The sequence below is a fragment of the Litorivivens lipolytica genome, from assembly GCF_014191715.1.
Classification (GTDB): domain Bacteria; phylum Pseudomonadota; class Gammaproteobacteria; order Pseudomonadales; family Spongiibacteraceae; genus Litorivivens; species Litorivivens lipolytica.
Genome location: NZ_JACHWY010000001.1, coordinates 1,660,986 through 1,684,126 on the forward strand (window position 1 = coordinate 1,660,986; position 23,141 = coordinate 1,684,126).

General features: G+C 53.5%; 22 protein-coding genes. 4 read left to right on the forward strand and 18 right to left on the reverse strand.

The genetic code is table 11. The annotated features are described in order from the left end of the window. Window positions 1-29 precede the first annotated feature (29 nt). The 9 genes from FHR99_RS07655 to hldE form a co-directional block, all read right to left on the reverse strand. Window positions 30-2,159, reverse strand: a complete 2,130-nt coding sequence (locus tag FHR99_RS07655) for an FAD-dependent oxidoreductase (protein WP_343067446.1) — start codon at window positions 2,157-2,159, stop codon at window positions 30-32. 46 nt (window positions 2,160-2,205) lie between these two features. Further along, a complete protein-coding gene (locus FHR99_RS07660; protein ID WP_183409914.1) occupies window positions 2,206-3,114 on the reverse strand; it encodes a radical SAM protein in 909 nt (302 codons plus the stop codon). Then, complete coding sequence (locus tag FHR99_RS07665) at window positions 3,114-4,157, reverse strand: methyltransferase domain-containing protein (RefSeq protein ID WP_183409915.1); 1,044 nt, start codon at window positions 4,155-4,157, stop codon at window positions 3,114-3,116. Before FHR99_RS07665 ends, FHR99_RS07660 begins: the two co-directional genes overlap by 1 nt. A 15-nt stretch (window positions 4,158-4,172) precedes the next feature. Further along, the gene (locus FHR99_RS07670) at window positions 4,173-4,412 is read right to left on the reverse strand and encodes a zf-HC2 domain-containing protein (protein WP_183409916.1); all 240 of its coding nucleotides are present in this window, start codon (window positions 4,410-4,412) and stop codon (window positions 4,173-4,175) included. Further along, a complete protein-coding gene (locus FHR99_RS07675) occupies window positions 4,406-5,005 on the reverse strand; it encodes an RNA polymerase sigma factor (RefSeq protein WP_246386471.1) in 600 nt (199 codons plus the stop codon). Before FHR99_RS07675 ends, FHR99_RS07670 begins: the two co-directional genes overlap by 7 nt. Before the next feature lie 375 nt (window positions 5,006-5,380). Continuing rightward, a complete protein-coding gene (locus tag FHR99_RS07680; RefSeq protein WP_183409918.1) occupies window positions 5,381-5,962 on the reverse strand; it encodes a GNAT family N-acetyltransferase in 582 nt (193 codons plus the stop codon). After that, a complete protein-coding gene (locus FHR99_RS07685) occupies window positions 5,959-6,372 on the reverse strand; it encodes a gamma-glutamylcyclotransferase family protein (protein ID WP_183409919.1) in 414 nt (137 codons plus the stop codon). Before FHR99_RS07685 ends, FHR99_RS07680 begins: the two co-directional genes overlap by 4 nt. Next, window positions 6,369-6,986, reverse strand: coding sequence for a class I SAM-dependent methyltransferase (locus FHR99_RS07690; RefSeq protein WP_183409920.1), 618 nt, complete (start codon window positions 6,984-6,986; stop codon window positions 6,369-6,371). Before FHR99_RS07690 ends, FHR99_RS07685 begins: the two co-directional genes overlap by 4 nt. A 33-nt stretch (window positions 6,987-7,019) precedes the next feature. Further along, window positions 7,020-8,456: a bifunctional D-glycero-beta-D-manno-heptose-7-phosphate kinase/D-glycero-beta-D-manno-heptose 1-phosphate adenylyltransferase HldE gene (hldE, locus tag FHR99_RS07695; protein ID WP_183409921.1), complete on the reverse strand. Its 1,437-nt coding sequence runs from the start codon at window positions 8,454-8,456 to the stop codon at window positions 7,020-7,022. A gap of 120 nt (window positions 8,457-8,576) precedes the next feature. Between hldE and FHR99_RS07700 the strand changes: the two genes are divergently transcribed. The 3 genes from FHR99_RS07700 to FHR99_RS07710 all read left to right on the forward strand — a co-directional run bounded on the left by FHR99_RS07700 (window position 8,577) and on the right by FHR99_RS07710 (window position 12,881). Continuing rightward, window positions 8,577-9,188 carry a class I SAM-dependent methyltransferase gene (locus tag FHR99_RS07700; RefSeq protein WP_183409922.1) on the forward strand — a complete coding sequence of 204 codons (612 nt, stop codon included), beginning with the start codon at window positions 8,577-8,579 and terminating at the stop codon, window positions 9,186-9,188. Window positions 9,189-9,347: 159 nt separating this feature from the next. Then, on the forward strand, window positions 9,348-11,039 hold the full coding sequence (locus FHR99_RS07705; protein ID WP_183409923.1) for an alpha/beta hydrolase family protein: 1,692 nt from the start codon (window positions 9,348-9,350) through the stop codon (window positions 11,037-11,039). A gap of 111 nt (window positions 11,040-11,150) precedes the next feature. Next, window positions 11,151-12,881, forward strand: a complete 1,731-nt coding sequence (locus tag FHR99_RS07710; RefSeq protein ID WP_183409924.1) for an alpha/beta hydrolase family protein — start codon at window positions 11,151-11,153, stop codon at window positions 12,879-12,881. Between the two features lie 12 nt (window positions 12,882-12,893). Here the strand turns inward: FHR99_RS07710 and FHR99_RS07715 are convergent, their stop codons facing one another. The 9 genes from FHR99_RS07715 to rfaP form a co-directional block, all read right to left on the reverse strand. After that, a complete protein-coding gene (locus tag FHR99_RS07715; protein ID WP_183409925.1) occupies window positions 12,894-13,970 on the reverse strand; it encodes a prenyltransferase/squalene oxidase repeat-containing protein in 1,077 nt (358 codons plus the stop codon). Next, window positions 13,967-14,698: a methyltransferase domain-containing protein gene (locus tag FHR99_RS07720; protein ID WP_183409926.1), complete on the reverse strand. Its 732-nt coding sequence runs from the start codon at window positions 14,696-14,698 to the stop codon at window positions 13,967-13,969. The genes FHR99_RS07715 and FHR99_RS07720 overlap by 4 nt, the downstream gene beginning before the upstream one ends. Then, window positions 14,685-16,001 (reverse strand): glycosyltransferase family 4 protein, encoded by a 1,317-nt coding sequence (locus FHR99_RS07725; protein WP_183409927.1) that lies wholly within the window; start codon window positions 15,999-16,001, stop codon window positions 14,685-14,687. The genes FHR99_RS07720 and FHR99_RS07725 overlap by 14 nt, the downstream gene beginning before the upstream one ends. A gap of 133 nt (window positions 16,002-16,134) precedes the next feature. Further along, a complete protein-coding gene (locus tag FHR99_RS07730; RefSeq protein ID WP_183409928.1) occupies window positions 16,135-18,195 on the reverse strand; it encodes an acyltransferase family protein in 2,061 nt (686 codons plus the stop codon). Window positions 18,196-18,484: 289 nt separating this feature from the next. Further along, entirely contained in the window at window positions 18,485-19,039 is a 555-nt protein-coding gene (locus FHR99_RS07735; protein WP_343067449.1) for a GNAT family N-acetyltransferase, read from the reverse strand. A gap of 6 nt (window positions 19,040-19,045) precedes the next feature. Beyond that, a complete protein-coding gene (locus tag FHR99_RS07740; protein ID WP_183409930.1) occupies window positions 19,046-20,341 on the reverse strand; it encodes an ANL family adenylate-forming protein in 1,296 nt (431 codons plus the stop codon). After that, a complete protein-coding gene (locus FHR99_RS07745) occupies window positions 20,341-21,018 on the reverse strand; it encodes an SDR family NAD(P)-dependent oxidoreductase (protein ID WP_183409931.1) in 678 nt (225 codons plus the stop codon). Before FHR99_RS07745 ends, FHR99_RS07740 begins: the two co-directional genes overlap by 1 nt. Before the next feature lies 1 nt (window position 21,019). Further along, window positions 21,020-21,295 carry a hypothetical protein gene (locus FHR99_RS07750; RefSeq protein WP_183409932.1) on the reverse strand — a complete coding sequence of 92 codons (276 nt, stop codon included), beginning with the start codon at window positions 21,293-21,295 and terminating at the stop codon, window positions 21,020-21,022. Between the two features lie 136 nt (window positions 21,296-21,431). Beyond that, the gene (rfaP, locus tag FHR99_RS07755) at window positions 21,432-22,214 is read right to left on the reverse strand and encodes a lipopolysaccharide core heptose(I) kinase RfaP (protein WP_183409933.1); all 783 of its coding nucleotides are present in this window, start codon (window positions 22,212-22,214) and stop codon (window positions 21,432-21,434) included. Between the two features lie 228 nt (window positions 22,215-22,442). Between rfaP and FHR99_RS07760 the strand changes: the two genes are divergently transcribed. After that, window positions 22,443-23,138: a class I SAM-dependent methyltransferase gene (locus FHR99_RS07760; RefSeq protein WP_183409934.1), complete on the forward strand. Its 696-nt coding sequence runs from the start codon at window positions 22,443-22,445 to the stop codon at window positions 23,136-23,138. Window positions 23,139-23,141: the final 3 nt, after the last annotated feature.

Sequence of the window (23,141 nt, forward strand, 5' to 3'; positions counted from 1 at the left end):
CCGTGGACTTTAGCCTAAGTGCTTAGCTTTCACCGCTGCCAGCGGTGAAAGCGCTCTACCCATTGCAATAACTTCTGTGGCGCATGGGCCTTGCCCCACTCGCCGGCGGCATATTTATTCGCCTCGGCCAGTGTCGGGTAAATATGAATAGTGCCCAGAATTTTCTTGAGCCCAATGCGGTGCTTCATCGCCAGCACGTATTCCGCGATCAAGTCGCCGGCGTGTGCGCCAACAATGGTCACCCCGAGAATCCGATCTGAGCCCTCTGCCGTCAGCACTTTGACAAAGCCTTCATCACTGCCGTCGGCAATAGCGCGGTCGAGATCGTCGATGCCATAGCGCGTGACTTCATAGGCAATGTTCTGGGCTTTTGCATCCTGTTCATTCAAACCCACGCGCGCGATCTCGGGGCTTATAAAGGTCGCCCAGGGAATTACCGAATAATCGACCCTGAATTTTTTGAAACGGCCAAACAGGGAATTTACCGCGGCGTACCAGGCCTGATGGGCGGCCACGTGGGTAAACTGATAGGGCCCGGTCACATCGCCGCAGGCGTAAATATTGGGGTAACGGGTTTGCAGGTAGTCATTCACCGCAAGTGTGCCGTTGTCCCGCAATTCCACACCCAGCGTGTCCAGACCGAAACCTTCCACATTCGCTTTGCGTCCGATGGCTACCAGAACATGGTCAAAGACAAGCCGAACTGTTTCGCCTCTCTGCTCGGCATAAAGCACTTTCACCCCGTCTTCGAGGGCAAAGCGCACAGCCTTGTGGCCGGTCAGCAGATTCACACCATCCCGACGGAGTCCGTCGGCGGCGGCCGCCGCAACATCCTCGTCTTCTCGCGGCAGAATGCGCGGCAGCATTTCGACCTGCGTCACCTCGGCGCCCAAACGGACAAAGGCCTGAGCCAGCTCGCAGCCGATGGGACCACCGCCCAGCACCAACAGGCGCCCCGGATTGTCATCAATTTCCCAAAGGGAATCCGAGGTCAGGTAACCCACTTCATCGAGCCCGGGGAAAGGTGGCACCAGCGGTCTGGCCCCCGAAGCAATGATAATGTTGCGCGCCGAAAGACGTTCAATCTGACCATCTTCAGCGCGTATCTCGACGTCCCACGGTGATATCAGTCTGGCTTCCCCGGACCGACAATCGACGCCCAGTTCCGAATAACGTTCAACCGAATCATGAGGCTCAATACGCTCAATCACTTTGTGCACGCGCTGCATGATCGCGCCGAAATCCGCCTCGGGCGCCAAGGGTTTCAAGCCAAATCGGGGCGCACTGGCCGCGAGATGCCGCACCTGTGCACTTTTAATCAGGGTCTTGGACGGTACGCAGCCGGTATTCAGGCAATCACCGCCCATCTTGTGGCGCTCAATCAGGGTGACACTGGCCTTTACGGTCGCGGCGATATAAGCGCTCACCAGCCCCGCCGACCCAGCACCGATCACGATCAGGTTGCGATCGAAGTTCTTCGGTTTTTGCCAGCCGCGATACACTCGCAGGGCCTGCAGGCGATTGACGATGGCCTTGCCAAACCAAGGCAGCAGGGCCAACAACACAAAGGCCATCAGCAATTCAGCGGAGAGCAGGCCTGCGGGTGAGCTAATCTGCGATAGCTGGGTGCCGGCATTTACGTAAACAATCGCGCCGGGAAGCATGCCAATTTGACTGATCCAATAGAAGGTCCAGGTTCTGAGCGGTGTCAGCCCCATCAACAGATTGATGATGAAAAAGGGAAAGATCGGCACCAGACGCAGGGTAAAAAGGTACAGCGCACCATCGCGCTCAATACCCTGATTAATCGCCTTGAGACGCGTAGCGAACTTCTCCTGCACTGCATCTTTTAACAGATAGCGGGTTACCAGAAATGCCAGTGTCGCCCCGACACTGGCGGCAAAGGAGGCCAGTAACACGCCGTGTAGCAGGCCAAAGATGGCGCCTGCCGCCAAGGTCATGATGGTGGCGCCCGGCAATGACAAGGCCGTCACTAGCACATAAAGGGCGAAGAACGCAGCACTCGACAAGAGGGGCTTGGCCGCTACCGTGTCCTGAATCGCGCCCAACTGCGCCTGCAGGTAGGCGAGCCGTAGATACTGTCCGACATCGAAAACGAACAGGAGCACGGCTAACAGCGCAATCAAGGTCGCCAGCACTAATTTTCGTGATGTCGTCAGAACGGCACCCTCCCCCTATGAATGTTTATATCTCGCTGCACGACGCACCATGCTTAAAGCAGCTGAAACAGCGGTGATGGCGCAGCATCACGCGCTGATTGAGGCTTTCTTTCAAGGTCGCACCGAGGTTGTAATCCTCATCGTCATCCACGAGCGTGCAGGCGTAAACGCCAAGCTGTCCGTTTTGCTTGACCACCATGCGACTGAAGGCGCACATAAACTGGGCGCGGGTTTCTGCGCTATGGTGCTCTGTCATGCAGTTTTCGGTAATCTCGGGCACCGCCGCCTGAGAACCCGGCGTCAGAAAATCCGGAAAGGAAACCAATCGCAGGGACTCCGGCAGACCATAGGCACGGAAGTGCTGCTTGAATGCCCGCTCAACTTCCTGCGTGTTTTCATCGGCCTGCCACTGCCGGGCGAGAGATACCTCGAAGCCCAACTCATGCAGTTGTCTCATTGCGATGAATGACTCTTCAAAAGTACCTTCGCCGCGCCCGGCCTCATGACGCGCCCGGTCCGGGTAATCGACGCTGATTCTGAAACGTAGAGCGTGCGGTGCATTGATCAGCGGCTCCACCTGCGCCATGCGCTGCAGCAGTGGCCTCGTACCATTGGTCAACACCAGACAGGGCTTGAACTGAAGGGCGTAGTCGAGAATCTTGTGAAATTCCTTCGCAACAAAAGGCTCGCCGCCGGTAAAAGAAAAGTTTTCGACACCCAGTTCAACCGCCTCGTCGATAAAGGGTTTAACGTCTGCCAGCGTCATCAGTTGCAGTCGATCGTCACCGGGCTTGGAGCCTTCAAGGCAGAAGGGGCATTCAAGATTGCAGGCCGTGCCGGTATGAAACCAGAGCTCGCGTAGCGAGGGGGTATCAATATATCCGCGCGGCTCGCCGGCTGAAGTTGCAATCCAGCTGTTGGTTCTTGCGAGCATCAGCAACAGGCCCCGCCATTGTCAGCGTCGGCGTTTTGCTGGAAAGGCATCAGATCACCACAGTCGGGAAAGATGCCGTAGTGGGTATCGAAGTTGCCGATAAACTCAAAATAGCGCGCAAACCGGGTACCTTTCAGCATGTGCCAGGTATTGCCGCAGACCGGAAAAATACGCCCTTTTTCAATTCGATGATGGGAATCGAGCACAAACACTGCATCGCTTCCTTCAATACCACCGTGGTAAATCACAGCCTGGCCGTAGTCTTCACAGGCGGGCTCGAGCGAGTCGAGTTTGAACAAGCGGTAAGTCGCCGAGAAAAAAGAGGCCGGGGCCAATCGCTCGGCAATAGCAGGGTTATCGATCCCCAAGGGGCGGTCTTCAACCAAGCGAGGATCGGCAAAGCCGCTGCGTTTCGCCAGATTCAAAAAGTCGTTCCAATAAAGGGCACCACCCAGACACTCACCGTAGAGCACCGGGTCGTTGCGCAAACTGTCGGGCAATCGACGATCACAGTAGACGTCGGAAAAATAAAACTCCCCACCGGGTTTGAGCACCCGATAAACCTCTTTCAAAACCGCATCTTTATCCGGCGACAGGTTGATCACGCAATTCGAAATCACAATATCAAAACTATTGTCTTCCAGCCCCAGCTCATCCAGCTTTTCAATGTAGCCTTCGAGAAATTCGACGTTGGATGCGGCATACCCGAACTGTTCGCGATGATAATCCTGATGCGCCCGGGCAACGGCAAGTTGCTCCGGCGTCATATCCACGCCCACCACATAACCCTGCTCGCCGACCAGTGCGGACAGCGCATAGACATCTCGACCACTGCCGCTGCCCAAATCAAGAATCCGCATGCCTTCCAGCACTGTTGGCGCAACCAACCCACAACCGTAGTACCGATTCAGCACCTCCGGGTGGATTTTCGCCAGAATGGGTTTCAGCCATTGCGGTGGTTCGACGTCACAACAGGCATCGGTCTGCAGATCGTTGCTCGATTGCAGTTGTTTACCGTAATAATCTTTTACATCACTTTGCATTGTGTGATTACCGCTTTATTTAAATGTAGATTTCTCGGCGTTCTCGACAGCTTTCAGGACAGAGCTTATTTCCGCTTCGCTAGCTGAACCGTGCATTCTCGGAATGGCGCGCAACAACCACTCAAACTGACGGATATAACGTCGGCAATGCCGACATATAATGAGATGCATCTGCAGCACAAAGCGCTCACGCCGGCTCAGCTCGCCCGCCAGCAGAGCATCGGCCTGATGCACGACCTCCCTGCATTTCAGCATTCGCCGGTCTCCTGATAATGATCAACAAGGCGAAACAGCTGGGTTCGCGCCCGGTGCAACAGCACCCTTGCATTGGATGCAGTAACGGCTAATTCGTTACAGATTTCGTCAAAATCCAGCCCGCTGACATCGCGCAGCTCCAGCATGGCCCGCTGCTGAGCTGGCATAGCCGTCAGCACGCGGCTGAGGCAGTCGGCCAGCTCTCGCTCCATCAGTAGCCCGTCCGGGCTTTCGTCGTGCCAGGTTGCTGGCGGTTTACTCCAGTGCCCGCCCTCCCGGAACCGATCAGCCAGCGGATGCTGGCTTTCATCGAGTTCCAACGGCACCTCTCGACGGGTTTTACGCAATAGCATACGGGATTCATTGATGACAATCCGGGTCAGCCAAGTACGCAAAGAAGATTTCCCTTCAAATTGAGGTAGAGCCTGATGCGCCTTGATCCAGGCGTTCTGTAAGCACTCTTCGGCATTGTCGATGCCAACAATGGCGCTAGCTGTAGCCAACAAAGCCCGGTGATGTTCTCTAACCAGTTCGCTGAAAGCTGTTGGGTCACCGCTCTGCAGCGCACGCAATGTGCTGAGTTCGGACGTCATAGACATACCTTGTGAAGCGCGTTCCGTTGTGACCACAGAATACCGCGCTATATCCTTATTTTCTGCTTTGCCACCCACGCGAAATGCTTCTGCAGGGCTGGATCTGATTGCAGAGACGCTAGCGAATTAAAGTGTTTGGCGAGCGTCATCTCGTCGTATATGCGGTGTATACCGCTGTGACACTGGCGGCAGATCAATACGCCTACATTAAGCTGTTCGCGAGAAAAATGCTTGCGGTAGTAAGTACGGCGGTGCAGTTTGCGGGGGATCAGATGATGCAGGGTAAGTAAGCTGTGTCGCGCGCACAGGGGGCAAACACCACGCTTTCGATTTACCTCAGACACCGCATTTACCCAAAAGCCTGACCTTCATGCATCAGCGGGCATCACGCCACATGAGAAAAAGCGGCGGTGCATCAGGGGCAGCGCGTAATTCTTCGACGACCTCGAAGCCAAAATGCCGGTAGAAACCGATATTCTCCGGTTTTGAGTTTTCCAGATACGCCGCCTGCCGCTCAGCATCTACCCGCTCCAGCGTTGCACGCATCAACTGACCGCCCAGACCTTTGCCACGAGCGTCAACTCGAGTGGCGATGGCGAACAAGTAGTAATGCGGCTCCAGCGGATGTTTGCGGCTCATTTCAATGTCGACGCGCAAGGCATTGCGCACGGCTGTCAAACCGCCCTTGCCAGCAATATGGGCGGCCATCGTCAGCGTAGATAGGAGGCCAAAGTGCTTCTTCGTACCGGGTGCCAACCACAATGAACCGGCCTGACCACCGTCAACAACGTGACCAAAGCCTTTTGTCAGATAGAGATCACGCGCCATCAACGTATAAAGTGGCCGCAAAACCGCGGGATTTCGAAAAGACCAGAGATTGACCGGATCGTCGGCAAAGCCTTCCGCGATAATATCGCCAATCAGCTCATGCTCGCCCGGCTGCAACAAATCAATCATCTGCCTTTCCTCTGCAGGAGCGCCTCACACTGCGCTGCTGCATAGCGTTCAGCCTCGGGGCCATACTGCCAAGCTCGCTGGCTGAGCCGTGACCGAAAGCGCGGCCGCATAACATAGGTGCTGGCTTCAACCTCGGAATCATCAGCCAAAACCACCGCAACGGTTTCCCGTCGATAGAACTCGCCCTCATACCTATCCAGTCCAAGCCAGGCGCCCGGTGGAATGTCACGCACCAGAAGCCCGGAAACGCGATTCCCTTCCGCTGCTACAATCCCCGGATAAGCCGCCGACCGAATCGCGAAGCAGGCGTAGCCCTCGAGCGTTGCGGGCTCTGCGCTCAAGTCTCTTTCAAGCAGCGCACGTAGCAGCGGCTTATACATCAGCGTGCCGTAGCAGAACAGGTTGCTCATTTAATCGCATAACCCCGATATCGAAACCCGGCAATGCGCGGTGTTTTTGGCAAATAACTCGCCTCGATATCTTTGATATCAAACCCGCCCTGCCGAATCAGCTCTGGTATCCGGCGATTGAGATGACAACCGCCGGCGACTTTTTTCCAAAGTGGGTTAACGCGGTTCTGCCAGCGAGCGACCGCTTCATCTGGCGCGGCGCCGTGTTCACAGAACAACAGTTTGCCGCCAGGCTTGAGCACTCTGCGCATCTGCTGAAGCGCTGCATTCCAGTCGGGGATGGTACACAGGGTAAAGGTCAGAACTACCGTATCGGCGCTGTCACTTTCAAGTGGAATTTCCTCACCGGGCAGGCCCAGCCATTCCACCCTGACGGGAGATTGCTCGAGGTTTTTGTGCGCCTTTTTACGCATACCTTCTGAGGGCTCTAGCCCCCAGACAAAATCCACCTTATCCGGGTTGTAGTAGCGTAGATTCAGGCCACTGCCCATACCGACTTCCAGCACCCGTCCTTCGGCAGCGGCCAGCACCTGCTGACGCTGCTCCATGATAACTTTGTCACCACAGGCAAAATCGATCACGTGTGGCAGGATGTGTTGCTCGTAGAACGACATGGCGCCTCCGGAGCTTTTTTATTTGTATAGGTTTTATTGAGGGTTATTCTTTTCCAGCACTTTATTGACGATGGCAGTCGTTGAGCAGTCATCGAAGAAGGACAGTACCTTCACCTCACCGCCGTAAGCTTCCACAATTTCCCAGCCAACCACGCCCTTCTTGTCGTAGTCGCCGCCCTTCACCAGAACTTCTGGCTTCAAAACGTCCAAGAGGGGTTCCGGTGTATCGTCATCAAAGCAGACGACCCAATCGACAGCTTCAAGACCCGCCAACACTTTCATTCGCCGGTCTTGGGGATTGATTGGACGACCGGGACCTTTGAGCTTGGTTACCGACGCATCGCTGTTGACCGCCACAACCAAACGGTCACCCAACTGCCTGGCCTGCTCCAGATAGCCCACGTGACCGGCGTGGATAATGTCAAAGCAGCCATTGGTAAACACAATGCGTTCACCGTGAGCGCGGGCGTCTTCCAGAGCGAGTGTGAGTTGCTCGACGGTGACCGCGCCGCGTTCACTGCCCTGCTCCCGTTGCACAGCGCGGCGCAATTCCGGTGCACTGATCGCGGCAGTGCCTAGTTTGCCGACCACAATACCCGCCGCGAGATTGGCCAGCGCCACGGCGTTGGGTAGATCATCTCCGGCACCCAAGGCTGCCGCCAACACAGAAATCACGGTATCCCCGGCACCCGTGACGTCAAACACCTCACGGGCACGGGCCGGCAGGTGAAACTCAGGTTCCCCCGGCCGAATCAGACTCATGCCGTGTTCGCCGCGCGTAACCAGCAAGGCCTGCAATTCGAGCTCGTGAATCATGGACTGGGCCTTTTCTACCAGATCCTGCTCGCTGGTGGTTTTGCCTACTATGGCCTCAAACTCGTGAAGATTCGGCGTCAACAGCGTGGCGCCTCGGTACTTCCGAAAATCTGTGCCCTTGGGGTCAACGAGAATTGCAATACCTTGCGCGCGCGCCGCCTGGATGAGTGGCTGAGGGTCTTGCAAAGCTCCCTTGGCATAGTCAGAGATCACTAAGGCTTTGGCATCTTTCAGCGCAGTCAAAGCCGTCTGCGACAGTGCTTGCGCGTCTTCCGGCGCAAAGGGGTTTTCAAAGTCCAGACGCAACAGTTGTTGATGACGGGAAATCACCCGCAGTTTGGTTATCGTCGGATGGGTTTCTGAGACTTGGAACTGACAGAGAATATTCGCCGCCTCGAGTCGCTGTTGCAGTACCCCGGCGGCCTCATCGCGCCCAACCAGACCCGCTAGTACCGAGGCGCTACCCAGCGCAGAAATGTTCAGTGCGACGTTGCCAGCACCTCCTGGGCGATCTTCGATCTGCTTTACATCCACCACAGGCACCGGTGCTTCAGGCGAAACCCGTGAGGTATTGCCGTGCCAGTAGCGATCCAGCATCAGATCACCCACCACCAGAACGCGTGACTGATCAAAACGCGGCATATGTAATTTCATGCAGACCATCCTTAATTCAATGGGGGCAAATCATAGCATATGGCTGGCCGGAATCACCGTTGCCGCCCGGGGCCAAATTGGTTAATGTGCCCAGCCTTCTGTTACCTCACTGGACTGCTCATGGATCTGCCACTGGATATCGGATCGATCAAAGGCTTTCTTGCCGACGACGAGGCTGACGCGCTTTATCGCGCAGCGCTGGACCGGTCCCAACACGGCCCGGTGCTGGAAATTGGCAGTTATTGCGGTAAATCGACCGTCGTTCTAGGACACGCCTGTCGGCAACACAACAGCGTGCTCTATGCGGTGGACCATCACCGCGGCTCGGAAGAGCACCAGAAAGGCGAGCTCTTTCATGATCCGGAGCTTTACAACGAAGCAGAAGCTCAGTTTGACAGTTTTGGCGAGTTTCGCCGAAACATGGCGAAAGCCGACCTGCACGATACCGTCGTGCCAATTGTCTCAAGCTCGGATGTCGCGTCGCGGCATTGGCAAACGCCCCTCTCCATGGTCTTTATTGATGGCGGTCACAGCCTTGAGGCGGCGCTAAGCGATTACCGCTGCTGGGCTGGACATATTCAACGCGGCGGCATCCTCGCCATACATGACCTGTTTGATGAACCGGAAAATGGCGGACAAGCCCCCATTGCAATCTTCCGACTCGCAGTGGCCTCAGGGTTGTTCCAGCCTGTTGAACGCGTTTCCTCCCTAGCGTTATTAAAACGCCTTTAACACTGCGACTTAGTTACATTTCCCGCGGGAATGCTTGGCAATTTATGAAGGTTACCGCCTTGGCAAAGGCAATTTTCCCGGTTTAAAACTACAGAGCTTGCGACTGGTAATGTGCAGGTTCAGCGTGTGAGAACACGTTGAACCCCAAACAGGCGCATCATGCTGCCAAGCCTTTTCCGACCGCTGTTGCTTTTTGTCACGCTGACCTTGTCTGCTTGTTTTGAAATCACATTCAGCCACTCACTGTCACCTGACGAAGTCTATGACGTACTGATCACTTCACATGCCCCCAATTCTCAGGGTGGCAGTACGACCCAAATTTCCGCGACCGTCTTTCTGCCCGACAATTACGCTGATGGCGAACCCTATCCGCTGGTCATTCATAGCCACACCTGGGGCGGTAGTCGACTGTCTCGCGAGGATTTTTTTGGTCTGTTTCCGGGAAACGCCAGCAACGTCGACGGGGACAGCCTGTTCTATTACCTTGAGAGCGAAATCGCCAGACTGCGCGCCGCTGGCTACGCCGTTATCTCTCACGACCTCAGAGGCTTTGGTCGGGGTGACGACGGCGACTTCGGCTCTGCTGACGGCAGCCATGCACTGGCGCCCGAGTTTGAAATCGAAGACGGTAAGGCGATTCTTAACTGGGCGGTGCAAAATTTGAATGTTCAGCTTGATAGCGCTGGCGATCCGCGGGTAGCGCTGATTGGCTCTAGCTTCGGCGGTGCTTTCTCTACCATGCTCGCCCTAGCAGACACGCGCGTAGATGCCATTGTCACTTCGGCAGGCTGGTTCAATCTCACCCAATCATTGGCACCCAACGGCGTACTGAAAAAACGCTGGCTAGCGGCGGTATGTGAAAAAATCATCGACGGCGACGGTGCCGAACTTTCTGCCTCCGTATTTCGCGCCTGCAACCAAACAAGCTTTTCGTTCAGCCGTGAGCTAACGGATGCACCGGCAGCTGCCAGCGGATTTCTACGCCACGGTCCCGCTATGTACGCCGCACTGGGGCGAGAGCCCAATGTTGATGCGCTGATCCTGCACAGCAGCCGCGACACGCTGTTCAATCTCAGCGAAGCCCTGTCTCTATTCGATTACTTGCAAACGGGTGGGCAGGTCAATCTCCTGACGCATGAGGCCGGGCACTCCCTGACTACGTTTTATCCTCACCGCGATTCAGAATCCCTTGGCAGCGCATTCTGCGGGCAATTCGATGCACTTCAATCCATCGTCACCTGGCTGGACTGGCGAATGCGAGACGGACCTTCTCCCGGGCTCCCGCCTATCTGCCTGTCGCTCACCAATACCGAGGGCGTGTACCTGAGTCATTCGCCGAATGCTTTCCCGTCATGGCAGGTTTCTGTACCACTATCATTGGTCCGGGGAGATCGCCACCACACTGACTTCCACGCCACCCGAGAGGCCTTGTTCGTGCCTCTGTCAGAATCGATTGCCAGCCATTCTGCACTGGCTGGCAGCCCTATTGCCCGGCTGAATGTCCGCCCCGCCCCCGGTAATCACGACCCGAGCAGCGCCTCACGAAATCGGGCGGCGGTCTTTGTGGGAATCGGGCTGGAGCGCAACGGTCAGCTCCAACTGATCGACAACCAGATAACCCCTGTGCTGGATGCGTCAGACGACCAACCACAAACCATCGAGCTGGCCGCGATTGCTGAAGCGCTGCAACCGGGTGACCGGGTTGGCCTATTGCTCTTTGGGCGACATCACCTGTTTGAATCGCCGGAGACCCTGCAACGCACCGCCAGCCGCAACTGGGAGGGAAATCTCGCCTCTGTATTTGGCACCGTAGACTTGCCAATCAGTCAACACCGGGTAACTCGCCGTTGAATTTTCGCAATTCGAGGCAAAATACCGCACATTTCGGAAAAACCGTGATGTGTCTGTTTTCGTACAGTTTTACAATCAAAGGGGCCGAAAGTGCCTAGTAGCTATTTATTTATGCGTGTCCGTTTTCTATTCATAGTAGCCATTGTCCTGACACCTCTGCTGAGTGGGTGCAACAGCAGCAGTGATCGGGATGACATTCCGGAAGAACTTACCCGGGAAATTATTATAAATTCTCAGGCCCCAAACGACTCCAACGGTAACCTGACCACCGCGATAACCGCTTCGCTTTTTCTTCCTGATGAACACCGCAATGGCCAAGCTTACCCATTGATCATACACAGCCACAGCTGGGGAGGCAGCCGGGTCTCTTCCAGCGAATTGCGCAATATGGTTCCCGCAACGGCTGCGTCAACCAGCGACTATGGGTCGCAAGTGAACTCCCAACTAGCGGCTCTTCGTGAAGCTGGCTACGCCATTATTTCCTTTGACCAACGCGGCTTTGGCCGCAACGGCGATGACGGAGACAATGGGTCAGAAGGCGGCAGTCACGGCATGTCGCCAGATTTTGAAATAGAAGATGCCAAAGCCGTTGTGCAATGGGCCGTAGACGAGTGGCAAGCCGGCAGGCTCAACTTGCTTGCCGACGGGGACGACCCACGAATCGGTCTGCTCGGCAGCAGCTATGGTGGCGCCTTTCAACCTATGCTAGCAGCAGAAGATCCTCGTATAGACGCCATTGTTCCCTCCATGACCTGGCATAACCTTGAAGCCTCATTTGCCCCCAATGGCGTCCTTAAAAAGGCTTGGCTGATTGCTATTTGCAATAAAGTTGTGGACGAAGACGGAGCAGAGCTCTCCACTGAAATGGAGCTCGCCTGCACTCAGGTTCGACTAGACGATTCACGGGAAATCGAGGATGCCCGAGTCACCGAGAACCTGTTTTTTGATAATAGTCTGGCGTCTTACGAAGCAGACCCGACGTTTCGCATGCCAAAAGTCGACGCCTTGATCCTACAGGGGGTTCGCGACACACTGTTCCCGATGAATGAAGCGCTGAAGATGCGACGCTATCTGCTAAGTGGCGGCGGCGACGTAAAAATCATTGCCCATGAAAGTGGTCACAGCGGAGTTCGCTCAGGAGCCGGGTCGCAAGGCCCCATCGGGCAAGCCTACTGCGGTTCCATCGACGCCATCACCACTATCCGTCGCTGGTTCGACGAGAAATTATATCGTCGCAATAGCGTTGCACTACCCGACATTTGCGTCGCACTGGACAACCGAACCGGCATACGAGTTTCAAGCATCGCCCCGGCCTCAGGCAGCTACCGGGTTGCCATTCCGCCCTCGACCACACTTCAGGGCATCAGCGAAAACAACGTGCGCTCAGCCGCGAACGAAGCGCTCTTTTATCCCTTGGGGCAGCCCATTACCCAGTCGAACCTGATACTGCTGGGAACGCCCTTGGCCCGGGTTACGGTCAACGCCGGCGTGACTAACGATGACCCCACACCAGCCACAGGTCCAAATGCGGCCGGTATATTTATCGGAGTTGGCATTCTGCGAAATAATCAGATCTATCTCGTCGACGATCAGGTTCAACCCATTCTGTCGACGGATCCTCGCACCGATGGCACCCAGCAGCCCATCGAACTGGTAGCCGTTGCCGAGAAACTGGAAGTGGGTGATCGGGTTGGGGTGTTACTCTACGGCAAGCATGATCTCTACGAGAACCACCCAATTGGCAGCAATGAGCTGGGAACCAATTGGGACGGCAATGTCGCCACCGTGTTTGGCACCGTAGATCTGCCGATTATTGAAGCCAACTCGCTGGACCGGCGCTAAAGTTGATCGCTTTTAGTGGGCTCGCTCGAGATCCAGCGATTCTGAGGTTTCCGCTTCCAGCAAAGTAACCCGGTTGAACAGGTGGTGAGCTGCGGTGTGTTCAGTCAGAGCATCCGCGGCCAGCAGAATGGCGCCAGCCGTCCATGTCGGTTTTTCATCCGGCCACATGAGATCTTCTACAAACTGATAACCGGTCCAGTATTCACCACTCTTGAGGCGCCACTGATGGAGCCAGCTATAGAGGGTGACCGCACGGGCATGATCACCCGCAGCCAGCAAGGCCATAACCAATTCGCAAGACTCTGCTACCGTGACCCAGGGCTCGTCCGACACACAGCGGCACCCCATATCCTGCTCGACAAACTCTGACCACCGCTTTTGCAGATGTTCTTTCGCCCGCGCTTTCGGAAAAGCACCAGACAGGACTGGGTAAAACCAGTCCATCGAATAGCGCGCCTTGCTTTCCCAGGTGCGATCGAAGCGCTCCGGTTTATTTCGCAAAGCATCACCGAGACGTTCCCGTGCCGACAACCAGTGAGCGCGATCTTCACCCAGTGTTACGGCAATATTGTGGGCGCACTCCAGGCTTTTATAAATAGAACTGCAGCCGGTTACTAGAGCGTCTTCCATCGGCTTGCCGTGGGTATCCACGGCCCAGTTAATCTCGCCATGGCGACTCTGCTGCGCCAGAACGAAGCCAATGGCCTTATCCACGACGGGCCACAGGCGACGCAGAAAACCCTCACGGCGGGTAATCAGATAATGGTGCCAAACACCGGTTGCGACATAGGCAACGAAATTAGTTTCACGACGCTCTCGATTATCAACTTCGCCATCCCGGTAGGCCGCCCACCAGCTACCGTCGGCCAGCTGATTTTCTGCCAACCAGTCGTAGGCCTGCTCAGCAGCCGTGTATTCGCCGCCAATACTCAAGCCCATTGCCGCTTCGACATGGTCCCAAGGATCGGCATGACCACCCTCAAACCAGGGAATCAGGCCATCGGGGCGCTGAACGTGCTTGATAAACTCGACCGTTGAGCTGAAAAAGGACTTGGGAAATAAACCCTTAGTGAGGAATACGCCACTCATTGTGCGGCTCCTTGGGCATCGGCCAGTTTACGGAAATACATGACCACACTTTTGCCCACTACGGGATTCAGGGCCTGTTCCAAAACCTGTGTGGTTTTGGGACGCTCCAGCAGGTCCCACACCAACAGGCGATGATACTGGCGAACCAGAAAGTTGCTGTCCTGACTTTTCCAGAACAGGCATTTCAGCCACCAAAACGGCGCATGCAAGGCATGCGCCCAGTGACGGTGATAAAACTGAAAGCCCAGCGCCTGAATCTGACCGCGCAGTTTAGCGGCATCGAAAATCCGCACATGACCGCCCTCAACCTTGTGGTAGGCCTCACTCAAGGCCCAGCAGATCCGTTCTGGCCACGCCCTCGGCACGCTCGCACAGAACAATCCACCCGGCTTGAGCACCCGCTCAATCTCTTTAAGCACCGAGCGATAATCGGGAATATGTTCCAGCACTTCCGAGCAGATAATCTTGTCGAAGGTATTGTCAGCAAACGGCAGCTGCAGCGCGTTCGCCTGACTGAGACCGAAGCCTTTCGCCTCGTTAGCCGGCTCAGCAAAATCCGCAAATTTGGACTGAGCCGTTTGCAGGTCTTTCAGGCAGAGGTCAACGCCTACTGCAGTCACATCCGCCTCGACAAAAGCCGAGATAACGTGGCGCCCTTCGCCGCAACCCAGATCCAGAACCCGGTCGCCCGTTTGAAGAATAAAGTGTTTAAAGTCAACGGTTTGCACGATCGATGACCTTCCAGTAAAAGTCCGTCATTTCCAGCGCAGCCTTGCGCCAGCAGAATATGTTTTCCATGCGTTCTCGTCCTTCGCGAGCTAGGCGCTGGCGTAGTTCGGGGTCATCAAACAGCTTGATCACCGCATTGCTTATCGCGTCGCTATCACGCACAGGCACCTGAATACAGGCGTCGCCCACCACCTCAGGCAGGGCCCCACCATTGCTCGAGACTACCGCCGTGCCGCAAGCCATTGCTTCACCGGCCGGCAGCCCGAAACCTTCATACACCGAGGGCACAACAACAATTTCCGCCTCGTTGTAGTAACGAACCAACTCTTCGGTACTTATTCCAGTCACGCAGCGAATGCGCTCAGCAAGACCAAGCCGTTCGATCAGGCGCTCCGTTGAACCACCCGGCTTAGGCTTACCGACTAGCAGCAGTTCAAGCTCAGGATACCGCTCAATCAGAGCGGGCAAGGCATTAATCAGGTAATGAGCACCTTTCAAGGGCGCATCTGCAGATACAGTCGCCATCAAGCGAAAAGGCTTCTTCTCCACTTCTGGCATGGGATGAAATACATCGGTATCAATGCCGCAATGCACCAGATCAATGCTTTCGGGCGCCATCCCGAAAGCCTCGGCAATATCATGCCGCGAACACTCAGACACCGTGACGACATTGCGCAGCTTTGGCGCCACCTTGCGCTGCATGGTGATAAACGAATGCCAGCGGCGGATCAGCACGCGCTGCCAAGCGCTGCGCGCAGCTTTGAGAGCAATGTCCAAATCACTGGTGATCGGGTGATGAATAGTCGTTACCAGCGGAAAGCCCTCTTTCTGGAGCTGCAGCATGCCCCAGCTAAGACTTTGATTGTCATGGATAATATCGTAATGACGACCGTGCTCGCGAAGATACTTCACCACCCGTCGGCCAAAGCAATAGGGCTCGGCAAAGCCGCCCGTCAGCTTGCTTGTCCACTCGATAATATTAGTCGCCGACCGCAGATGGTGCGGCCGCAAGGAACCGAGTCCATTTTCGAACAGGTTGAGGCCCGGCATCTTGATAAGACGAATGCCGTCGTCCAGATGAGGGTATGGCTCACCCGAAATCACATCCACTTCATGCCCGGCTTCACGCAGGGCCTTGCTGAGATAGCGAATATAGATACCCTGACCGCCACCATAGGGGTGACTGCGGTATCCCAGGATGCAGATTTTCAGGGAGTGCTGGTGCAAGCCCTCGGCGATGGGTACGACGTCGGCAATCTGGGGCCGCGCCTGCTGTGATTTGGCTAGCTGCTCTGAACGCATATCCGATACTGGCGTGAGTTGTTATCCCCTGCATAGCCAGTAGCGGCTTTTCGGCTGCGATGCCGAGGGGTCATGAACCTATAGAGGCTGTTATATTACTGAAAACGAGGACGGAGTGTAGCGACAAAAACGGTCAAAATCTAGTCACTATACGACTGGATAGCGGAGCGATACCCAACTCTGAAGCAACCCGACCAACCACCTGGTCAGCCCCAAAGCGCGTTAAATGATCATCATCTTGGTATAGCAAGTAACCATTCTTGTATGCCTTGCACCGCTCTTCATCACAAAAAACAGGCTTAGGATCAACTACCACCAAATTTGACTCTAACCCTGCTACTTGATCCACCGCCCTCCGAAACGGAGCAGTTCGCTCATCATAGACCGCACTTTTTATTGATATATCAATCTCTTGCTGGCCTCTCATAACCTGTCGATAAAAATACCTAGGCACGTCCCAGCCAAACTCGGGTATAGGCTGTATAATCACGACCCTTTTTCCCGCCTCAAGCAGAGTCCGGAGAGGCTGCATCATTGAACTAAGAACAGCCGTTTCGTAGGCCATATCTCGCAACTTTTGTTTCGGCTCAAACCAGTATTTCTGCCCGCTTTCTCTTGCGCCGGACCCGTTATCATACCGTTGCTTGCTGTAATAATATGGCCCCCTCTCGGCCACAATTACTGTCTCTATATCAGCGTTATCGAGCAGCCACTTTTGCACACTCTCGTTGTGCTCCTCACACAGACCTTCATGATCTCCTACCAAGCGTACCCCGATAGCATAGCCACAGGTGTATCGAGCTAGAAGATAGCCGGATTCATTAGCCTCGCGAAATAAAGCATCTATGGAGGCCGTATATTGGGAGGCATGACTGTCACCAATCAAAGCCCATGTACGCATCGCTTCTGGATCACCAATTTCGCAGATCTCTCCGGCCTCGATCTTGGAGCGACAATCTCTACCATCGGCAGTCATTGACACACTAGAAGAGCCACTGCGCTGCAGCGTTTCTTCCACAAAAGCTATCGGCAATCGGTGACGAAAACCATGCTTGTTATCTACATAATTAGCGACTGAGAAAACCACTAATGTTGAGCAAGCGACCCCCCACCAGAACTTCGGCTTAGATACTCGAGTTGCGCTTCGAAAAGGCTCTTCTACATATTTTCGGGTAACTGCAGATAACGCGACTGATACAGCCAACAAAGACGTAGCGATCAATAGGTCGAAATTATCAATAAAAACCCAACGCCCAAATGCAAGAAAAACCTGGTGCCAAAGATAAAGCGAGTAGGATAGACCGCCCAACCAAACCAGTGGTGACCAACTTAGGAAGCGCACCGCCAGACTGCCCTCGCTGGCGAATAGCAGCAACAGCAACACACCGGACACCGGCACCAACGTAATACCACCAGGGTGAAGCGAGTGCTCACTGGCTAAAAAACATACGCCCAAAAGCATCGCAAAACCAAGATCAGCCAACCAACGGTGAGCAACAAGCGGAACTCGCTTGCGTATTCGACATTGGTAGATTGCCGCTAGGCCGCCCACAAGAAACTCCCACACCCGAGCCGAGAAAATATAATAGGCTCGTGCACTGTTCTCGTTGGTTGCCATGGAAAAAGCAAAAGACAAAGACAAGAGCATCAACCCAAACAGCGCAAAAGTTAGCCAGCCTCGACCAATTCGGGTAAAAAACAAAAACACCAAGGGAATTAGGAGATAATACTGCTGCTCAAGTCCCAACGACCAAAGGTGCATGAACGGCTGTAAACTGATGCTAGAACTAAAATATCCCGGCCCCGCATCAGCAAAAAACACGTTGCCAGCCATGGCAAGCGCCCAAATGCCGCTTTCCGCCAAGGTCTCATAATCCACTGGCGGCAGAACAAAGTAAGCGAATACGACACCAGTGAACACGACCAGATAAAGCGCAGGCAGAAGGCGGCGAGCGCGCCGCTCGTAGAAATCAACTAGACTGAAGCGGCCAAGCTCCATATCTTTGATGATGATTGCGGCCATTAGATAACCGCTGACGACGAAGAAAGCATCAACAGAAAAAAAGCTGCTGCCAAAAAGCTGCGCGCCAGCGTGATAAAAGGCAATTATGAGCATTAGGAGTCCTCGCAGACCCTCTAGCTCAACCCGAAATGCCAGCGGCGATACCACGCTCACTCCTCCGTTTCCAGCCATGCACATTGCTTCGCTGCACGATACCGCAATCACACTTTTAATCGACGCACGGCAATCAGATGGGAACAAAGGCCTTCAATGCCCCCCAAAAAGGAAGTGCAATGATAAACGGTAAAATTACCGATTTAGTTGATTTCAGTCACAAATTCATGAGGCAAAAAATCGGCTGGTCCTCGCCACAACCACAAACCTGCCCGATACCGGCTAGCCAGTTAGGCGAAGAGAATCATTCCAGAGCGTAAACAATGCCAGCAATCACGCGAGATAAGTGGAGTACGAGCACCCTGCTCTACTGGATCGGGAGGCTCTTATAGGATCGCAGACGCTTCGCGTGCACGCGCAAAACGCGCTTTATCATACTCTTTTCAACAATGTAAAATCTATCTCGCTCCGATTCATCTACCAACCGCGCTCCAAAAACGTTCTCGTGGAATTTCCAAACACTAACATTGTCTTGGCGAACCTCAAGCCGAGCCTCCTCAAAGCCCAGATCTACCGCATATCGATAAATCAGAAGTGCTGACTCAAGAGCCGCAAAAGGAGGAGCTCCACTAATCATTAGCCATGATCCCCACTCAAAGCTTTTCCCGCTGGGGTTATACATCCGAACACAACCCAATCTGCGCCCGTCTTTAGACTGAATGATGAAATAGGCCTGATCGCAACTTTTCTCGTATTTTTGCATCCAGGCCTCCTGCTCAACTAAAGAGGGCACCGTAGCGCTCAGATATCGCCCCTTGTCTGGATCTAGCCTCAAAGAAAGGATAAATTCCGAATCACTAATCACGGCATTCCGCAACGAAACATTCACCCCTTCCACGAGACTCGCCTTACGCAATCTCACTTTGCGCTACCCTCTCTTAAACCTGTGCCCAACTTCCACTTTCTTTATTTTGATTCTTTTGGGCACCATATGGGAAGGCAATGTGTCTTTCAGCAAGCGTTTCAGCTCACTCGGGTCAACGCTTTCTCCACTGCGAGGCTGCACACTGAGCTCAACATGTTGTCCAGTTATGGGGTTTGACTTACCCTCAGCTTTAACAAGCTCAACCGTATCAAGCTCTAGCACCACTCGCTCAACTTCTGACGCCATAAATTTGAGGCCACCCACATTTATCATCTCAGAAGTGCGACCAACCACTTTGTAGTATTCACCACTAACCTCAACGAGATCTTTGGTGTTGTACCAGCCTTCTTCATCAAATGGACACTCTGCATTGAGATAACCCAACATCCTATTTTCGGACTTTATCTCCAGCACACCGTCGACAACCCTAGTCTCTACCCCTTCACCTCCAACCTTCATGAAAAGGCTATCCCGTGATTTGCTCTTCACCCTCAGAATACCCAGCTCAGACATGCCAAATGTCTGCCTAAAATCAACCCTTGGCAATAACTCGCACAACGCATTCAAGGTGGACTGATCCATACGCTCAGTTCCGTACGTGATAACCTTGAGTGAAGGAGGAACGCGCTCTGGTATCATCCCACTCATCAGCATCATCCGCAGAAACGTTGGCGTTGCCGGAAGCACTTCAACATCAAATTCTTCACAAGAACGCAATATATCCTCAACCTGCCTCGACCTCGGCGCTATCACGGTACCTGTATTAAACAAGGTATGCAGCAGCGTATTCAGACCACCGATGTGATCAAACAAGAGGAAATTCAATGTCCGAAAAGTTGGCCGAGGCGTCGAAAAACGCTTTAAAAATACAGTCAAATCATGCAATATTGCTTTAGGACGCCCTGTTGTACCTGTCGAAAACAGCACCAGCCCGGCATGCTTTTTGGCTCGCAAACAATCTAGGAGCTGGTGTGATCCTCCATGCCCCACCCTCTCGACGTGAGAGCCTTCTATGACAAAATCCACAAGGGCCGATTCAAAAAAATACTCATGCTGACTGCGGGTGTCACTGGTCAACGGCACAAGGATTACGTTCTTATCAATAAGCCTTAAAAGCGTTGAAATGGAACGCGGATCGAAATCCCCAATTAACGCGACCACATCTCCATCACCTATTTCAGTCAAATCTACATCGCCTTGCGTAGCAATTTGACTAAACCTCAATTCACCATCCGCGTGTATTAGAAAAGGCCTTTCCAGCCCAGCCCACTTTTGGGTCAAACTCTCAACAATTTTCATTAGACCCCTCCGATGTTCAACGTCTGCCCGCTTAGCGACAATGCGCGCGGATCAATCAGAAGTTCAACGAGGTCACAAACGTCAGACTTTTCAAACTGCCGGGTTATTACTTGCTGAGACGTGATATTTTCGATTTGCGAATCTGTAATCCCTCGCAACAAATCAGTTTTTATCGGCCCTGGTGCGATACAGTTCACACGAACCCCAAAATCAGAAACTTCGCGAGCAAATGAGCGAGAAAATGCCTCCACACCCGCCTTAGACGCGGAGTAAACTGATTCACCCTTTAACGCCAAAGCAACTGCAATAGTCGAGAAGTTAACTATCACCCCTGCGCGCTGCCTCATCAAAATCGGCGCAAACAACTGACAACTATAAATAGTCCCCATGAGGTTGGTTTGGATCAGCCTCTGAACGGTCATGGCATCTGTTGTGACAGCCATATTCATTGACGCGATACCCGCAGCATTAATCACCGCATCGACAGGCTCTCCTAGCCTCTTGACTGTTCGCGCCGCTTTTTTTACGGTGTCATAATCTGCTACATCACACTTGATAGCCTCGAAAGGCAATCCTTCCGTAGACCGAACCAAACCCACTACGTTGTGTCCTCGCTCTATCAAGCGATCAGCAACTGCCCTGCCCAGCCCCCGGCTTGCTCCCGTTACAACAATCAAATCAATTCTCCGACTGAGCAGAAAACTCAGCTGAAAGACTCGAGATAGATCTAAACATACTCCGCGATTTAGACATCGCCGCATCCGAGGTCCAATCAAACTCAAACCCCAACTCATCGGCGCGATCTTCCAAAGCGAGACACACTTCAACTAGCTTCATCGAGTCGAGCACCGAGCCATCACCAATAAGCTGCATATCTTCATCGACTGTTAACTTCCCCTCCAGAACCTGATCAACGACTTCCATAACCAGCTTCTTAGCCTCATCCAACTTCATCTTCTCTCGTTCCTTAACTCCACGTACCTAATATCGAACCCAGCTTACACAAGCAAATCTCGCAAGCCACTCCACTCAAACGCATACATTCTCAATCCGGAATTGGCGCATATACTTAATATGTATCAAGCCTGCCCTAGCCAGCATACTTTCGCTCAAATTTAACCCTTAACCTATATGATTCTAACTCCAGCCACTGCAGGAGGCGTTTTTCACGCTTAAAAATCACTTTCAACGGAAGCTCAAAATAACACGAAAGAAACAGTAATCTCTCCCGATCCGTTAGGCCCGCTGCCCACGCAGAAAAATACAAGCTAGCCAAATCTTTTGCACGCCACCTAGCCGGCACTTGAGAGCGAATCTGAGCGCGATGAAGGTCGATAAGTGATATTTTAATTCCCCCCTTTTCCAAGCATGCAGTATCAAGCAAAAAATGACATAGATAGAGGTCCCTATGGTTCATTCCAACCGAGTGCATGATTGATGTCATTTTCGCAACCTTCCTAATTATCCCCCGCCTTAACCTGGTATCTGCGGCCCTATCGCTCCCTATAAAGTCCTCTAGACTCAGTGTGGGTTTTAACTCCTCAGTGATCAGAAAAGACTCAATCGCCGCAGGGTTCACTCCCCTAACACCGAATGCCGCCAACGTCATAGTATCTACGCCAGCTTGCGATAAAACCTCAATAGCTCGTCTCTCGTCCTGGGCACAGATAACTGGCCTTTTAAGCAGGCAGATGTTCTTTAGTATCTCCCTCCAACCTACGCCCGAGTGATATTTCAGAAAATAGCTTTTACCACAGTACTCAAACCGCAAGGTCTTCCGACCAGGCAAGTCTCGAAAAACCCTCCCTTCCCTAGAAGCTGCGAAATTAAAAGCCTCCTCGGGAGCGGAACCCACATTTAGACTTCCAGACACAACCAACGGCACCCCCTCTGGAGGCGTTCCAAAAAGGCATATATTTACTCGATCTAGAAAGTGTAGAAGTGGGTTCAATTCATCCTCACAACACGGCCAAAAACATCTCAAAACCCAGACTTTGTCAGCAGAGCGAGGCGCAATTCTGCAAGTTTTGTATTAACATACGCCCAACTAAATCCTTGAACCAAATTGCGGAGCACCGACTCCAAACCAGAAGGCCCGGACATGGACACTAGCGAATTTCTCGAAAAAGCTTGGGCAAACGAAGGCCCCAAAATAATTAGCGGATTTTCTCGCCCATTATACCATAACTTAATGGGCCTGCTGCACGGCTACCGCTACAATAAACGCGACTACGGCGGCATGATTCGCCACACAGAAGCTGCCATGTTGAAAAAGTGGGCATCCAGCATCCGCCGCGGTGGAACAGCGGTAGAGATTGGATGTTATGGAGGGCTCTCCACCAGCTACCTTCTATCAGGCCTGCGCTCCGTCGGTGGAAAAGTATATGCTATAGACCCTTTCAACTCCGACCTAGACAAGCAAGCAGAGCTCACGGACGACTGCGTCCCACTCGAAAACAAGCCGACCAAAAAAATTGTGGAGCAGCGCCTAAACAAGAATGGCTTTGAAGGCTTATTTGAGCTTATCGAAGGGTATTCACAGGAGGTTGCCAGCAACTGGAACCCGGATATCAAAATCGACTTCCTCTGGATTGATGGAAATCATGACCAAGCGTACCTAGATTTCAAGTCCTTTGAGCCATACCTTGCCCCCGGAGCGAGAGTAGCGGTACATGATGCACACCCACGATACGGCTACGACGCCGTGGTTCGAGACACCAAAAAGATCTTTGCAGAAAGAAAATGGGCCTCTATGGAACACGTTAAAAGCATCATTTCCGGCGTACTAGCAGATTAAACC